This window comes from Amycolatopsis sp. NBC_00438 (genome assembly GCF_036026695.1).
Classification (GTDB): Bacteria; Actinomycetota; Actinomycetes; order Mycobacteriales; family Pseudonocardiaceae; genus Amycolatopsis.
The window spans coordinates 7,415,246-7,430,677 of record NZ_CP107923.1 but is presented as its reverse complement, the minus strand read 5'-3'; the positions used below and the strand labels follow the sequence as shown (position 1 = coordinate 7,430,677).

At 68.8% G+C, this 15,432-nt stretch carries 11 protein-coding genes; 6 read left to right on the top strand and 5 right to left on the bottom strand.

The genetic code is table 11. From position 1 onward, the window contains the following. The first annotated feature begins 211 nt into the window (after positions 1-211). From rpoB to OG494_RS33530, 3 genes are all read left to right on the top strand, one after another. Positions 212-3,715 (top strand): DNA-directed RNA polymerase subunit beta, encoded by a 3,504-nt coding sequence (rpoB, locus tag OG494_RS33540; protein ID WP_328445563.1) that lies wholly within the window; start codon positions 212-214, stop codon positions 3,713-3,715. A gap of 98 nt (positions 3,716-3,813) precedes the next feature. Then, positions 3,814-7,725 carry a DNA-directed RNA polymerase subunit beta' gene (locus OG494_RS33535; RefSeq protein ID WP_328445561.1) on the top strand — a complete coding sequence of 1,304 codons (3,912 nt, stop codon included), beginning with the start codon at positions 3,814-3,816 and terminating at the stop codon, positions 7,723-7,725. 118 nt (positions 7,726-7,843) lie between these two features. Then, positions 7,844-8,968 (top strand): prealbumin-like fold domain-containing protein, encoded by a 1,125-nt coding sequence (locus OG494_RS33530; protein WP_328445559.1) that lies wholly within the window; start codon positions 7,844-7,846, stop codon positions 8,966-8,968. A 117-nt stretch (positions 8,969-9,085) separates the two neighbouring features. Here the strand turns inward: OG494_RS33530 and OG494_RS33525 are convergent, their stop codons facing one another. Further along, positions 9,086-9,865 (bottom strand): M15 family metallopeptidase, encoded by a 780-nt coding sequence (locus OG494_RS33525; RefSeq protein WP_328445557.1) that lies wholly within the window; start codon positions 9,863-9,865, stop codon positions 9,086-9,088. Between the two features lie 42 nt (positions 9,866-9,907). Continuing rightward, a complete protein-coding gene (locus OG494_RS33520) occupies positions 9,908-10,414 on the bottom strand; it encodes an Lrp/AsnC family transcriptional regulator (protein ID WP_328445555.1) in 507 nt (168 codons plus the stop codon). A gap of 95 nt (positions 10,415-10,509) precedes the next feature. On the opposite strand from OG494_RS33520, the gene OG494_RS33515 reads away from it, so the two are divergent. Both OG494_RS33515 and OG494_RS33510 read left to right on the top strand, forming a co-directional pair. Next, positions 10,510-11,703 (top strand): MFS transporter, encoded by a 1,194-nt coding sequence (locus tag OG494_RS33515; protein ID WP_328445554.1) that lies wholly within the window; start codon positions 10,510-10,512, stop codon positions 11,701-11,703. Positions 11,704-11,764: 61 nt separating this feature from the next. Continuing rightward, the gene (locus OG494_RS33510; protein WP_328445553.1) at positions 11,765-12,406 is read left to right on the top strand and encodes a zinc ribbon domain-containing protein; all 642 of its coding nucleotides are present in this window, start codon (positions 11,765-11,767) and stop codon (positions 12,404-12,406) included. Between the two features lie 364 nt (positions 12,407-12,770). Here the strand turns inward: OG494_RS33510 and OG494_RS33505 are convergent, their stop codons facing one another. Next, positions 12,771-13,250 carry a GNAT family N-acetyltransferase gene (locus OG494_RS33505; protein ID WP_442874315.1) on the bottom strand — a complete coding sequence of 160 codons (480 nt, stop codon included), beginning with the start codon at positions 13,248-13,250 and terminating at the stop codon, positions 12,771-12,773. 67 nt (positions 13,251-13,317) lie between these two features. On the opposite strand from OG494_RS33505, the gene OG494_RS33500 reads away from it, so the two are divergent. Beyond that, entirely contained in the window at positions 13,318-13,542 is a 225-nt protein-coding gene (locus tag OG494_RS33500) for a hypothetical protein (RefSeq protein ID WP_328445552.1), read from the top strand. Here the strand turns inward: OG494_RS33500 and OG494_RS33495 are convergent. Together OG494_RS33495 and OG494_RS33490 are read right to left on the bottom strand one after the other, a co-directional pair. After that, complete coding sequence (locus OG494_RS33495; RefSeq protein WP_328445551.1) at positions 13,514-14,170, bottom strand: hypothetical protein; 657 nt, start codon at positions 14,168-14,170, stop codon at positions 13,514-13,516. The genes OG494_RS33500 and OG494_RS33495 overlap by 29 nt on opposite strands. Positions 14,171-14,172: 2 nt before the next feature. After that, positions 14,173-15,426, bottom strand: a complete 1,254-nt coding sequence (locus OG494_RS33490) for a hypothetical protein (protein WP_328445549.1) — start codon at positions 15,424-15,426, stop codon at positions 14,173-14,175. Positions 15,427-15,432: the final 6 nt, after the last annotated feature.

The following is a 15,432-nucleotide window of genomic DNA, read 5'->3' as shown; positions in this document are numbered from 1 at the left end:
TACCTGAAGACGTCGCGAAGCAGGCTGGGCCCCATCGGGAGCGCCCCCTGGACAGACCGCGCCGTTCGGGCTAGACTGCCTCTTTGCGCTGCCCTCTTTCAGGCTGCCCGGAGCCGGTAGTTAGGATAGTGGGCACACGGCACCCTTGACAGTCGCTGATAGCTGTTGCTATGGCGGCCGTCACCGCTCATTGTCCCCGGAAGGACGCATCTTGGCAGTCTCTCCCGCGAACCAGGCCACTGCTGCGACCACCTCGGCTGAATCTCGCTCGGAGTCCACGGGAATCCCCGGCGCGCCCAAGCGGGTTTCCTTCGCAAAGATTCGCGAACCGCTCAACACCCCCAACCTGCTCGACGTCCAGATCCAGTCGTTCCAGTGGTTCACCGGGGACGAAGCGTGGTTCGAACGCCGTGTCGAAGAAGGTGAAGAAAACCCGGTCGGCGGCCTCGAAGAGGTCCTCAACGAGATCTCCCCGATCGAGGACTTCTCCGGCTCGATGTCCCTGTCCTTCTCCGCTCCGCGCTTCGACGAGGTCAAGGCCTCGATCGAGGAGTGCAAGGACAAGGACATGACGTACGCGGCCCCGCTGTTCGTCACGGCGGAGTTCGTCAACAACAACACGGGCGAGATCAAGAGCCAGACGGTCTTCCTGGGCGACTTCCCGGTGATGACCGACAAGGGCACCTTCATCATCAACGGCACCGAGCGTGTCGTCGTGTCCCAGCTGGTCCGCTCGCCCGGCGTCTACTACTCGAAGGACGTCGACAAGACGACCGACAAGGACGTCTTCAGCGTCCGCGTGATCCCGAGCCGCGGCGCGTGGCTCGAGTTCGACGTCGACAAGCGCGACACCGTCGGCGTCCGGATCGACCGCAAGCGCCGCCAGCCGGTCACCGTGCTGCTGAAGGCGCTCGGCTGGACCACCGAGGCGATCCGCGAGCGCTTCTCCTTCTCGGAGACGCTGCTGGCGACCCTCGAGAAGGACCACACGGCCGGCACCGACGAGGCCCTGCTCGACATCTACCGCAAGCTGCGCCCGGGCGAGCCGCCGACGAAGGAGAGCGCGCAGACCCTGCTGGAGAACCTGTTCTTCAAGGCGAAGCGCTACGACCTGGCCAAGGTCGGCCGGTACAAGGTCAACAAGAAGCTCGGCCTGTCGACGCCCTACGACACCGGGACGCTGACCGAAGAGGACATCGTCACGACCATCGAGTACCTGGTCCGGCTGCACGCCGGCGAGGACCGGATGGACGCCGACAACGGCACCGAGATCCCGGTCGAGACCGACGACATCGACCACTTCGGCAACCGTCGCCTGCGCACCGTCGGCGAGCTGATCCAGAACCAGATCCGGGTCGGCCTGTCGCGCACCGAGCGGGTCGTGCGTGAGCGCATGACCACGCAGGACGTCGAGGCGATCACCCCGCAGACCCTGATCAACATCCGCCCGATCGGCGCGGCGATCAAGGAGTTCTTCGGCACCTCGCAGCTGTCGCAGTTCATGGACCAGAACAACCCGCTGTCGGGCCTGACGCACAAGCGTCGCCTGTCGGCCCTCGGCCCGGGTGGTCTGTCCCGTGAGCGCGCCGGCATGGAGGTCCGGGACGTCCACCCGTCGCACTACGGCCGGATGTGCCCGATCGAGACGCCGGAAGGCCCGAACATCGGCCTGATCGGCTCGCTCTGCTCCTACGCGCGGGTCAACCCGTTCGGCTTCATCGAGACGCCGTACCGCAAGGTCGTCGAGGGCCGGGTCACCGACCAGGTCGACTACCTGACCGCGGACGAGGAGGACCGGTACGTCAAGGCGCAGGCCAACGCACCGATCACCGAAGACGGCACCTACGTCGAAGACCGGGTCATGGCCCGCCGCAAGGGCGGCGAGGTCGAGCTGATCGACCCGCTCGACATCGACTACATGGACGTCTCGCCGCGGCAGATGGTCTCGGTCGCGACGGCGATGATCCCGTTCCTCGAGCACGACGACGCGAACCGCGCCCTGATGGGTGCGAACATGCAGCGCCAGGCCGTGCCGCTGCTCCGCAACCAGGCGCCGTACGTCGGCACCGGGGTGGAGCTGCGTGCCGCGGTCGACGCCGGTGACGTGCTCGTCGCCGAGCAGTCGGGTGTCATCGAGGAGCTCTCGGCGGACCTGATCACGATCATGCACGACGACGGCACGCGGAAGAGCTACGGACTGTACAAGTTCCGCCGCTCGAACCACGGCACCTGCTTCAACCACCGCCCGATCGTCAACGAGGGTGACCGGGTCGAGCAGGGTCAGGTCATCGCCGACGGTCCGTCCACCGAGAACGGTGAGATGGCGCTCGGCAAGAACCTGCTCGTCGCGGTCATGCCGTGGGAGGGCCACAACTACGAGGACGCGATCATCCTCTCGGAGCGCCTGGTGCAGGACGACGTGCTCACGTCGATCCACATCGAGGAGCACGAGATCGACGCCCGCGACACGAAGCTGGGCGCCGAGGAGATCACCCGGGACATCCCGAACGTCTCCGAAGAGGTCCTCGCGGACCTCGACGAGCGCGGCATCATCCGCATCGGTGCCGAGGTCCGTGACGGCGACATCCTCGTCGGCAAGGTCACGCCGAAGGGCGAGACCGAGCTGACGCCGGAAGAGCGCCTGCTCCGCGCGATCTTCGGTGAGAAGGCCCGCGAAGTCCGCGACACCTCGCTGAAGGTGCCGCACGGCGAGACCGGCAAGGTCATCGGCATCCGCGTGTTCTCGCGCGAGGACGACGACGAGCTGCCCCCGGGTGTCAACGAGCTGGTCCGCGTCTACGTGGCCCAGAAGCGCAAGATCCAGCCGGGCGACAAGCTCGCCGGGCGCCACGGCAACAAGGGCGTCATCGGCAAGATCCTGCCGGCCGAGGACATGCCGTTCATGGAGGACGGCACGCCCGTCGACATCATCCTGAACACGCACGGTGTGCCGCGACGGATGAACATCGGCCAGATCCTCGAGCTGCACCTGGGCTGGCTGGCCTCGCAGGGCTGGGAGATCAAGGGCAACCCGGATTGGGCGAAGAACCTCAACGAGGAGCTCTACGACGTCGCGCCCGGCACGAACACCGCGACCCCGGTGTTCGACGGCGCGAAGGAAGAGGAGCTCACCGGGCTGCTCGGGGCGACCAAGCCGAACCGTGACGGCGAGCGCATGGTCAAGGAGAACGGCAAGGCCACGCTGTTCGACGGCCGCTCCGGCGAGCCGTACCCGTACCCGGTCGCGGTCGGCTACATGTACATCCTGAAGCTGCACCACCTGGTCGACGACAAGATCCACGCCCGTTCCACCGGTCCGTACTCGATGATCACGCAGCAGCCGCTGGGTGGTAAGGCGCAGTTCGGTGGCCAGCGCTTCGGTGAGATGGAGTGCTGGGCGATGCAGGCGTACGGCGCTGCCTACACGCTGCAGGAGCTGCTGACGATCAAGTCGGACGACGTGGTCGGCCGCGTCAAGGTGTACGAGGCCATCGTCAAGGGGGAGAACATCCCCGAGCCGGGCATCCCGGAGTCGTTCAAGGTGCTCCTCAAGGAGCTCCAGTCGCTGTGCCTGAACGTCGAGGTGCTCTCCAGCGACGGTGCGGCCATCGAGATGCGCGACTCCGACGACGAGGACCTCGAGCGCGCCGCGGCCAACCTCGGCATCAACCTGTCCCGCAACGAGTCGCCCTCGGTGGACGACGTCGTGCACTGATCGCGAGCTGAGCTGGGACCTGCCTCCCAAGGAGGACACAGGTCCCAGCTCGCCCGCCAACCCCTCTAGTCGAATCAACCCCAAGGGGATGCAAAGACGTGCTGGACGTCAATTTCTTCGATGAGCTCCGCATCGGCCTTGCCACCGCTGACGACATCCGCCAGTGGTCCTTCGGTGAGGTGAAGAAGCCGGAGACCATCAACTACCGCACGCTCAAGCCCGAGAAGGACGGCCTCTTCTGCGAGAAGATCTTCGGCCCGACCCGGGACTGGGAGTGCTACTGCGGCAAGTACAAGCGCGTCCGCTTCAAGGGCATCATCTGTGAGCGCTGCGGCGTCGAGGTGACCCGCGCCAAGGTGCGCCGCGAGCGGATGGGCCACATCGAGCTGGCCGCCCCGGTCACCCACATCTGGTACTTCAAGGGTGTTCCGTCCCGCCTGGGCTACCTGCTGGACCTGGCGCCGAAGGACCTCGAGAAGATCATCTACTTCGCTGCTTACGTCATCACTGGCGTGAACACGGAGCTGCGCCACAACGACCTGCCGACCCTCGAGAACGAGATCGGCGTCGAGCGCAAGAACCTCGAGACCAAGCGTGACGCGGACATCGAGTCCCGCGCCCAGAAGCTGGAAGCCGACCTGGCCGAGCTGGAGGCGGAGGGCGCCAAGTCCGACGTCCGCCGCAAGGTCAAGGAAGGCGGCGAGCGCGAGATGCGTCAGCTGCGTGACCGCGCCGGTCGCGAGCTGGACCGCCTCGAAGAGGTCTGGACGACCTTCACGAAGCTCGACACCCGTCAGCTGATCGCCGACGAGCTGCTCTACCGCGAGCTCGTCGACCGCTACGGCGAATACTTCACCGGCGGCATGGGCGCGGAGGCCATCCAGAAGCTGGCCGCCGAGTTCGACGTCGCGGCCGAGGCCGACAACCTGCGCGACACCATCCGCAACGGCAAGGGGCAGAAGAAGCTCCGCGCGCTGAAGCGGCTCAAGGTCGTCGCGGCCTTCCAGGCGACCGGCAACGACCCGCGCGGCATGGTGCTCGACGCCGTCCCGGTCATCCCGCCGGACCTGCGCCCGATGGTGCAGCTCGACGGTGGCCGGTTCGCGACGTCGGACCTGAACGACCTGTACCGCCGCGTGATCAACCGCAACAACCGCCTCAAGCGGCTGATCGACCTCGGCGCGCCCGAGATCATCGTCAACAACGAGAAGCGGATGCTGCAGGAGGCCGTCGACGCGCTGTTCGACAACGGCCGCCGCGGGCGTCCGGTCACCGGCCCGGGCAACCGGCCGCTGAAGTCGCTGTCGGACCTCCTCAAGGGCAAGCAGGGCCGGTTCCGCCAGAACCTGCTCGGCAAGCGCGTGGACTACTCGGGCCGTTCGGTCATCATCGTCGGCCCGCAGCTGAAGCTGCACCAGTGCGGTCTGCCGAAGGACATGGCGCTCGAGCTGTTCAAGCCGTTCGTCATGAAGCGGCTGGTCGACCTGAACCACGCGCAGAACATCAAGTCCGCCAAGCGGATGGTGGAGCGCTCGCGCCCGCAGGTGTGGGACGTGCTGGAAGAGGTCATCACCGGTCACCCGGTGATGCTGAACCGCGCACCGACCCTGCACCGCCTCGGCATCCAGGCCTTCGAGCCGCAGCTGGTCGAGGGCAAGGCCATCCAGCTGCACCCGCTGGTCTGCGAGGCGTTCAACGCGGACTTCGACGGTGACCAGATGGCGGTGCACCTGCCGCTGTCGGCCGAGGCGCAGGCCGAGGCCCGGATCCTGATGCTGTCGGCGAACAACATCCTGTCGCCGGCGTCGGGCCGTCCGCTCGCCATGCCGCGGCTGGACATGGTGACGGGTCTGTTCCACCTGACCCGCCTCACCGAGAACGCCGAGGGCGCGGGCAACGCGTACTCGTCGCCGGCCGAGGCCATCATGGCCTTCGACCGCAAGGCGCTGAGCCTGCACGCCCCGATCAAGATCCGCGTCACCGACCGTCAGCCGGCGAAGGCCGACGAGGCGCGGCTCGCGGAGAAGGGCTGGGAGCCGGGCAAGATGTGGCTCGCCGAGACCACGCTCGGCCGGGTCCTGTTCAACGAGCTGCTGCCGGCGGACTACCCGTTCATCAACGAGCCGATGCCGAAGAAGCGGCAGGCCGCGATCGTGAACGACCTCGCCGAGCGCTACTCGATGACGCAGGTCGCGCAGACCCTGGACCGGCTCAAGGACGCCGGTTTCTACTGGGCGACTCGCTCGGGCGTCACCGTCGCCATCTCGGACGTGCTCACCCCGGTGGGCAAGAAGGCCATCCTCGACGAGTACGAGGGCAAGGCCTCCCAGGTGGAGAAGCGCTACCAGCGTGGTCAGCTGTCGCACACCGAGCGCAACAACGAGCTCGTCAAGGTGTGGACGCAGGCCACCGAAGAGGTCCACAAGATCATGGAGACGGCGCTGCCGGACGACAACCCGATCGCCATGATCGTGAAGTCGGGCGCGGCGGGCAACATGACGCAGGTCCGGTCGCTGGCCGGCATGCGTGGTCTGGTGTCGAACCCGAAGGGTGAGTACATCCCGCGTCCGATCAAGGCCAACTTCCGTGAAGGCCTGTCGGTGGCGGAGTACTTCATCGCGACGCACGGTGCCCGGAAGGGCCTGGCGGACACGGCGCTGCGGACCGCCGACTCGGGTTACCTGACCCGGCGTCTGGTGGACGTCTCGCAGGACGTCATCGTCCGCGAGGTCGACTGCGGCACGACCCGCGGCATCATGATGCCGATCGGCGAGGACATCGGCGACGGCAAGGTGCTGCGCGACCAGCACGTCGAGACGTCGGTGTACGCGCGGAACCTCGCGACGGACGCGGTGGACGCCAAGGGCAACGTCGTGCTGAACGCGGCGGACGACATCGGCGACCCGGCACTGGACAAGCTGATCTCCAGCGGCATCTCGAAGGTCAAGGTCCGCTCGGTCCTGACCTGCGAGTCGGCCGTCGGTGTCTGCGCGACCTGCTACGGCCGCTCGATGGCGACGGGTCTGCTCGTCGACGTCGGCGAGGCCGTGGGTATCGTCGCGGCCCAGTCGATCGGTGAGCCGGGTACGCAGCTGACGATGCGTACGTTCCACCAGGGTGGTGTGGCCGGTGACGACATCACGACCGGTCTGCCGCGTGTCACCGAGCTGTTCGAGGCCCGCGTCCCGAAGGGCAAGGCGCCGATCGCCGACGTCGATGGCCGTGTGCGCATCGAGGAGAGCGAGCGGTTCTGGAAGATCACGCTGATCCCGGACGACGGCGGCGAAGAGATCGTCTTCGACAAGCTGTCCAAGCGTCAGCGGCTCGCGAACACCCCGAACGGCCCGCTGGGCGACGGTGACCACGTCAACGTCGGGCAGCAGCTGCTCGAGGGCACCCCGGACCCGCACGAGGTCCTGCGCGTGATGGGCCCGCGTGAGGCGCAGATGCACCTCACCGACGAGGTCCAGAAGGTGTACCGGGCCCAGGGTGTGTCGATCCACGACAAGCACATCGAGGTCATCGTCCGGCAGATGCTGCGCCGGGTGACGGTCATCGATTCGGGTGGCACGGACTTCCTGCCGGGCGAGCTGCCCGAGCGGACCAAGTTCGAGGCACGCAACCGTTCGACGGTCTCCGAAGGCGGCGAGCCGGCTTCGGGCCGTCCGGTGCTGATGGGGATCACGAAGGCGTCGCTCACCACGGACTCGTGGCTGTCGGCGGCGTCGTTCCAGGAGACCACGCGCGTCCTGACCGACGCGGCCATCAACGGCCGCTCGGACCGGCTCGTGGGCCTCAAGGAGAACGTGATCATCGGTAAGCTGATCCCGGCCGGTACGGGCATCAACAAGTACCGCAACATCCAGGTGCAGCCGACGGAAGAGGCCCGGGTCGCGGCGTACGCGATCCCGTCCTACGACGACGGTTACTACACCCCGGACGTGTTCGGTACGGGCACCGGTGCCGCGGTTCCGCTGGACGACTACGACTTCGGCCGCGACTTCCGCTGAAGCTGAGTCACGAGAAAGGCCCTCGCCGGGTTTCCGGCGGGGGCCTTTCCCGTTGTGTCCGGAACCGGCCAATCGGCCGCGAAGGCTGTTCCCCTTTTGCCCGCTGTGGCGAAGAGAGGTGGTTCTGCTCGCCGTGCTCGTCACGGCGATGGCGTCGTCGACCAGTGTGTTCGCGGTTCCGGCGGGAGCGGCCTCGGACCGGATCGACCTGTTCGTTCCCTACGGCGGCTGGGGCGCGTTCCAGAACCGGCCGGGAGTGACGATCGAGTCCGGTCAGTCGTTCGAGCTGACGGTTTCCGGGCAGGTCCGGGACCCCGAGCAGACCACGACGGCCCTGCGCGGCACCGTGTTCGACGGGACCGGCTTCGGGGTCGGGTCGTTCGACTCCCGGGTGCCGGTCACGAGGGTGCCAGGCCGCGCGACGGGCGTCTTCTACGCGGACCGGAACGGCAACGGTGTCCTCGACGGCGGCGAGCCGCTCGCCGGCGCCGAGCTCACCCTGCGGTACGTCACCGGCACCAGGAACTACACGGCCACGAGCGACGCCGAAGGGAAGTTCACCTTCGACCTCCCGGCGGGGGACTACACCCTGGGCGGTGCCGTCGTCGACGGCTGGCTGGTCCGGTGGCAGACCGTCCGGATCGCCCCGGACACCCCGGACCTGCTCGTCCGCGGCGCGCCGCCGTTGAACGGCGCCTTGACCGCGTCGCTGGAGGTCACCCAGGACAGCTACCAGCCGGGCGACCTGGCGCACCTCACCGTGACGCTGGCCAACTCGGGCTCGACCCCGCTGACCGGCATCGTGGCCGCGTGCAACCGCGTCGGTGACGGCTACATGCTGAACGGCACCGGTCCCGGCTGGGGTGCTCTCGAGTGGAACCGCGGCGTGACGATCGCCGCCGGGGAGACCCGGACGTTCGACGTGTCCGAGACGGTGCCGCAGGCGTCCTTCGACCGCGGCAAGGTCGTGGCCGCCTGCGACTTCGGGTACAGCGAAGTGGACATCGAGAACCACGCCGAAGCCCGCGCGGAAGCCGCCGTGCCGGGCGCCGAGGCCGTCGTCGAGGGCACCATCGGAGTCGTCGACGACCGGGGCGAGATGACGCGGGGGCCGGCCGGCACCGAGGTCGTGCTGGTGTCCGACCGGCACTGCCCGGTCACCGGCCGGCGGACCAGTGACGAGAACGGCCACTTCCTGTTCGAGGGCGTGGCTCCCGGACCGCTTACCGGCTGTACTTCCTGACGGGATCGCCGCCGAGGAGGGGGACGCACCACCGCCGGTGGTGCCCGTCGACCCCGCTGACTGCGCGCGGTGACGCGTGGCGCCCCCGGTCCACAGTGGACCGGGGGCGCTCGTCGTTCACGGAAGAGCGTGGCGGCTCACCGGGAAGTCGAAATACGTGTCCGGGAACGGCTCGTTGTCCAGGGTGTAGTGCCACCACTCCTCGGGCAGGTTGTGGAAGCCCGCCGCGATCAGGGTGGTCCGGAGCAGGTCGCGGTTCTGCCGCTCGATGCCGGTGATCGCCGGGTTGTCGGTGTGCGCCAGCGGGTCGAAGCAGTCGTACCCGGTGCCCATGTCGACCATGTTGTCGGGGAAGCGCCGGTCCTGCGGCGCGAAGCACGGCCTCAGCGGTTCGCCCGGGAAGTAGGGCCGCTGGGGCCGCGGCGGGATCTTGACGAGCGTCAGATCCATGGTGCTGCCGCGGCTGTGCCCGGACTTCTCGGCGATGTAGCCGTCGGCGAAGAGCCGGTCCTTCGCGACGTTCGGGTAGAACTCGGCCTTCATCTTCTCGTCGGTGAGGTCCTTCGCCCACCGCACGAAGTGGTCGACGGCGCGCTGCGGGCGGTAGCAGTCGTAGACCTTGAGCGTGTAGCCCCGTTGCCGCAGCTGCGCCTGGGCCGCACGCAGGCCTTCGGCGGCCTGCCGGGTCAGGATGCAGGTGGGTTCGAGGTACCCGTCGACCCGCTGGCCGACGAAGTTGTGCCGGGTGGCGTAGCGGATGTCCTGGAGGATCGACGGCGCGACGTCGGACAGGGCGACGAACGAGCGCGACGTCGCTTGGGCCGGGGTGGGGACGGTGATGGCGGTCAGGGCGGCGAGGGTGACGGCGAAGGTGCGTATCCGGGCGGAAATCGGCATACCGCACGTGTAGCAGGAAATCGCCTCGCGATCAGCCGCCGCTCAGGGGGAGACCCAGCCTTCCGACGTCGTCGCGCGGAGGAAGTCGTCGGTCGGCGGCTGCACCGGCCGGCCCTCGTACTGCGTCGACAGCACCACCGACGACCGCAGCTCGCCGTGTGTGCCCAGCCGCTCCAGCAGGCCTTCGAAGTGCTCCAGGGACGCCGTCCGCACCTTCAGCATCGTGCAGTGGTCGCCGCTGAGGCGGTGGATTTCGACGACTTCCGGGTAGTCCTCGGACTTCGACGTCTTCAGCAGGCAGCGGCTCAGCGCGCACCGCATTTCGACGAACGCCTGCAGCGGCTGGCCCGCGCGCCGCGCGTCGACGTCGGCGCGGTAGCCCGTGATCACCCCGGTCTCCTCGAGCCGGCGCACCCGCTCGGCCACCGCCGGCGCCGACAGGTTGATCCGCCGGCCCAGTTCCTTGAACGACAACCTCCCGTCCGCCTGCAGCGCTTCGAGCAGCCGCCAGTCGACGTCGTCCAGCGGCTTTTCCGAACGAAAGGTCATGGGGCCCATCTTCCTTCCGAACCACGGCCGCAGCGACCGAATTGCCGTTGACCGCCCCTTCGAACGGCGGCCGGGAATCCCTAAAGTTGCAGGTCATGGGGACTTTGACAACGACCGGCCGGACTCGCTCGATGGCGGCGCTGTTCACCGGCGTGGCGCTGCTCAACACGGCCACGGTCGGGCTGAGCACCGCGGCGACGCTGATCGTCGCCGCGGGCAGCGGTCCGGGGTGGAGCGGCCTGCCGAGCGTCGCGAGTGTGCTCGGGACGGCGGCCGGCGCGCTCGGCGCGGGACTGCTGCTCCCGGCGCAGGGCCGTCGCCGCGTCCTGGGGGCGGGCTACGGCGTCGCGGCGGCCGGTGCGCTGATCGCGTTCGCCGGCGCCCTGACGACGTCCTTGGTCCCGTTGCTGCTGGGGATTCTGCTGGTCGGCGTCGGCAACGGCGGCGCGCAGCTCTCCCGTTACGTCGCCGCGGACCTGTACCCGGAGGAACGCCGGGGCCGCGCGCTCTCGACCGTCGTCTGGGCGGGCACGGTCGGCGCGCTCGTCGGCCCGGCGTTGATGGCGCCGGCGGCGAACGTCGTGACGCGGTTCGGCTGGCCGTCGCTGTCGGGGCCGGTCGCCGTCGCGGTGTTCGCCACGGCGGCCGCGGCGTTGGCGGCGATGTTCCTCCCGCGCGGTGTCCCGGAGCGGCTTCCGCAACGGCCCGCGGTGTTCGGCGCCGGCGGGCCGGTGCGCTCGCCCGCGGTGCTGAAGCCTCTCGCCGCGATGGTCGCCGCGCAGCTGGCGATGGTCGCGGTGATGACGATGACGCCGTTGCAGCTGCAGGACCACGGGCACGGCCTCGACGTCGTCGGCTGGGTGCTGAGCGCGCACCTGGTCGGCATGTTCGCGCTGGCGCCGCTGAGCGGCCGGATCGCCGACCGCTGGGGCCCGCGCGTGACGATCAACGCGGGCCTCGGTCTGCTGGCGCTCGCTTCGGCGACCGCGATCGCGGCCCCGACAGCGCACACGACCGGGCTGCCCGTGGCGTTGTTCCTCCTCGGGTACGGCTGGAACCTGGTGTTCGTCGGCGGCAGCGCGCAGCTGAGCCGCGACCTCGCGCCGGAGACGCGCAGCCGGGTGCAGGGAGCCGTCGACGCGGTGGTCTGGTCCGCGTCCGCTTTGGCCGGTTTGGGGTCGGGACAGCTGTTTTCGGGGGGTGGCTACGGTTTGGTGGCGGTGGTCGGCGGTGTCCTTGCCTTGCTGCCACTGGCTTTGCTGGCCCCGCGGCGTCGTGACGTCCGGTAGCCGAGCCGTTGTCGGCAAATCTTCCGTCACCGTGAGCACGGCCGGCTGGGGAAGATGGGCTGTGGCTGACTCTGTGCCCTTCACGGACAACTTCTCGGACCTCTCGAACACGCAGGGGTACCAGTTCGAGTTCCGCTGTGAACGCTGCGGGAACGGTTTCCGTTCCGCGTTCCAGCGCGACAACATGGAAACCGGGCGAAGCGTGCTTCGCACTGTCGGCTCGTTCTTCGGCGGGACGCTGCGAGACCTGAGCAACTCGGCCGACCAGTGGCGCTACGACCGCGCGACGAACTCGCCCGCCAAGGACCGCGCGCTGGCCGCGGCGGTCAAGGAGATCACCCCGAGCTTCCGGCAGTGCCGCGGCTGCGGCGACTGGATGTGCCAGGACCAGTGCTGGAACGAGGAGATCGGGCAGTGCCTGCGCTGCTCGCCGAGCGTCGCCGAGGAGATCTCGCGCGCGCAGGCTTCGGCGCAGCGCGACCAGATCTGGGACCGGGCCCGCGAGAAGGACTGGACGTCCGGCCTCGACATCGACACCCGCGCGAAGGTGTCCTGCCCGGGCTGCGGCCTCAAGGCCGAGGGCGGCAAGTTCTGCCAGTCGTGCGGCACGGCGCTGGCGCTGAAGGTGCGCTGCGGCGGCTGCGGCAGCGAGACCAACAAGGCCGGCGCGATGTTCTGCTCGGACTGCGGCAGCAAACTCTGATCCGGAGTTCCCGGGATTCCGTAATGAATAAACAACGAGCAGCCCCGGCGTTAAGGCGCCGGGGCTGCACCATTATGACCAACCGTGACGTCGCTGGCTGACGACGTTTTCCATTGCACCCCAACGGTTCCTTGACGAACCGGTGATTCAGCGTGCCCATTTCCGCTAACTGACAGCCGCTGAGAAGAACAGGGAGAACGGTGCGATCAACCCGTCGCGCCCGGGCCGGCGGCGAAAGGTGGTGACCGGCGCCGCGGCACTCGCTTCGCGGGCAGCCCCGGCGAGGTCGTCCATTTCGGACAGAACGCGCAGGTGCCGTCGCAGAAGCCGGCGCCCGGCGAGGTCGCCGCCGGCACCGGACGGCTCAGCTGAGGGCCTTCTCGAACCAGTGCTCGGCGTACTTGTCGTCGTTGAACGGCGCCACCTCGGTGTACCCGGTGCGCGCGTAGAGGGCCCTGGCCTCGACGAGGTCGTCGCGGGTGTCGAGGCGCATGAGCCGTGCGCCGAGCCGCCGGGCCGCGTCCTCCGCGGCCGCGACCAGCCGGGGGGCGGCACCCGAGCCGCGGTGGGCGGGCTTGACGTACATCTTCGTCAGCTCGCTGATCCCCGGCTCGACGACGCGGGTGCCGACGCAGCCCGCGAGCACGCCGTCCCGCCGGCCGAGCAGGAACGCCCCGGTCGGCGCGACCAGGTCCGTGCCCGGCTCGTCGGCCAGCGCGCTCTCGAGCTCGGCCTCGGTCGCCGGCCGCCCGTAGTACCGCGAAGCGACTTCGTCCATGTATTCATGCATGATCGCGATGGCGTCCGGGTCGGTGACAGGGACCTCGATGATGTTCCACTCCACCACCCCATCCTGGGGAAGCTGTCCACCGAATTCAGCGGGCGCGGCCGACCCCGGGCACCATGGGGACATGACGTCTGTCACGAAGCGCCTCACAGTGGTGGCCGTCCTGCTGATCACGCTGGGCGCCGTCCTGCTGTCGGTGGGCGCGATCGGCTTCCGGGCCACGTCCGACGAACCCGACGCCAACATCGGCGCCGGGTTCGCGTTGCTCGCCGGACCGTACGTCGTCGGCCTCGGCCTGGTGTTCGCGCTGTCGGCCGGGCTCACGCACCTGACGTCCCGCCGCCGCTGACCCACAGCGCCGCGGGCAGGCTTTCGGCCAGGTCGACGAGGTAGTCGGCCTCGGCCGCGAGGTTCTGCCGTGTCGCGCAGCCCTGGCCCCAGGTACGTGCCGAGCCGTGTTCGACGACGACGTCCCGTTGCGCGAACCGCGGGTTCGCCGTCAGCCAGCGGGCGAGTTCGCCCTCGAGCCGGGAGTCCGGCGGCAGCGTCGGCATGGTCATCGCCTTGCCGGGCACGATCCGCAGCTCCGGGCACTCCGGCACCCGCACCTGGGTGACGTGCGTGTCGCGCAGGTAGGTGTGGTCGTCGAAGTGCCGGTAGGGCTCCTGGTCGTCGATCCCGAGCACCGGCCGGTCGCGGTGGCGGAACTCGACCCAGGTCTCCCTCGGCCAGTCCGTCAGTGGCCGGCCGGTCGGGTGGACGACGCCGAACGTCGGCGCCGCGCTCTCCTCACCCGGGACGCCACTGTGGAACGTGCCTCCGCGCTCGGCCGCGAAGGCCTTGAACCAGTGTTCTTTCCGGTTCTCCAAGGATTTCGTCCGCGACCGCCACCAGAGCCCGGCGACGGCCGCGATCACCACCACGACGAGGGCGATCCCGAGGATCACCGCTCCAGTACTGCCACCGGCGAGCTGCATCGTCAGAAGTCCAGGTCCGCGCGGGTCTCGTCGTCCGGCTGATCCCGGCCCGTTTCGCCGTAGTCGCTGGCCTTCTTGGCGTTCTTGACGTGGCTGGTGAGCTTGCCGAGGTGGTCGTTGAGCGTCTTGGCCGGGTTGTCGCCGGGGTTGGCCGGGTCGAACCCGAGCACACCCTTGACCGCGGCCTCGCCGCCCTTCTTCAGGACCTCGGTGGCCCCGGTCTTCAGGATCGTCGGCGTGTACTGGATGTTGCCCGCCGCGTCCTTGACCGGGTTCTCCCAGGCCTTGGCCCAGCGCTTGCCGAGCATGCCGTTCTCACCCATGGTCTTCTCGAGCAGCGTCTGGCCTTCGTTGCCCTTGGTGATCTTCGCGAGCGCCTTGCCGGTGTCGGAGCCGGCGAACACCTGGCCGAGCTTCGACGCGGCCAGCTCGGCCTTCATCTTCTGCAGCCAGGCGAGGATCTTCTGCAGCAGCTCGCGGACCTTCGACACCTTCTGCGTCGTCTTCGCGGTGGTGGTGCCGAGCTTGACCTCGGACGCCGTGCCGGCCGTCGCGACCGACGCCCCGCAGGTGGGCACCGCGGCGGCCAGCGCCGGCACCCAGATCATGATCAGCCAGGTGATCAGCTCGGTCAGGATCGCCTTGATCAGGTCTTCGACGAAGGTCATCAGCATGCTGCTCAGCTGCAGCATCCGCGCCATGTCACCGGACTTCGCGGAGACGCCGCCGATGCCGTGCGCGAACTCGCCGAGCGACCGGCGTGCCGCGTCCCCCGCGTCGCCCTGCCACTGCCGCAGCGACGAGTCGGCGACCTCGGCGAAGTTCTTCGCCAGCTGGTCCAGACCGGTCGCGATCGCGGCGAAGTTCTCCGCGGCGACGCCGAGCGCGGGCCCGTCGCCGCTGACGAAGTGGACCGCGTCCTGGATCGGCTGGACGGCGCTCATCAGGAAGTTCAGTCCCTGCCCGACGAGCCAGCCGAGCGGGTCGGTGGCGATGTCGGTGATCGTGCTCGCGCTCGACTGGATGAAGCTCGTCGTGTCGGTGGCGATCGCGCCGAGCCCGAGCGTGATGTCCGCGCCGTCGGGGTGCGGCGCGGCGACGGCCTTGACCACCGAGACGGCGTCCTTGCCGACGGTCACTGCGCTGCCTACGAAGGGCGTTGCCTGGACCGCGTTGCCGACGTTCACCCCGAGCACGGTGTCCGGGTCGTCCGGCTTGACCGTGACACCGCTCGCGATGTCCTGGAACTCCGCCATTTCCTT

Bases quoted from the DNA above. Each gene is read 5' to 3' on its own strand.
- OG494_RS33525 (WP_328445557.1), bottom strand. From the start codon at position 9,865: ATGCCGATTTCCGCCCGGATACGCACCTTCGCCGTCACCCTCGCCGCC.
- OG494_RS33520 (WP_328445555.1), bottom strand. From the start codon at position 10,414: ATGACCTTTCGTTCGGAAAAGCCGCTGGACGACGTCGACTGGCGGCTG.
- OG494_RS33515 (WP_328445554.1), top strand. From the start codon at position 10,510: ATGGGGACTTTGACAACGACCGGCCGGACTCGCTCGATGGCGGCGCTG.
- OG494_RS33500 (WP_328445552.1), top strand. From the start codon at position 13,318: ATGACGTCTGTCACGAAGCGCCTCACAGTGGTGGCCGTCCTGCTGATC.
- OG494_RS33495 (WP_328445551.1), bottom strand. From the start codon at position 14,170: ATGCAGCTCGCCGGTGGCAGTACTGGAGCGGTGATCCTCGGGATCGCC.
- OG494_RS33490 (WP_328445549.1), bottom strand. From the start codon at position 15,426: ATGGCGGAGTTCCAGGACATCGCGAGCGGTGTCACGGTCAAGCCGGAC.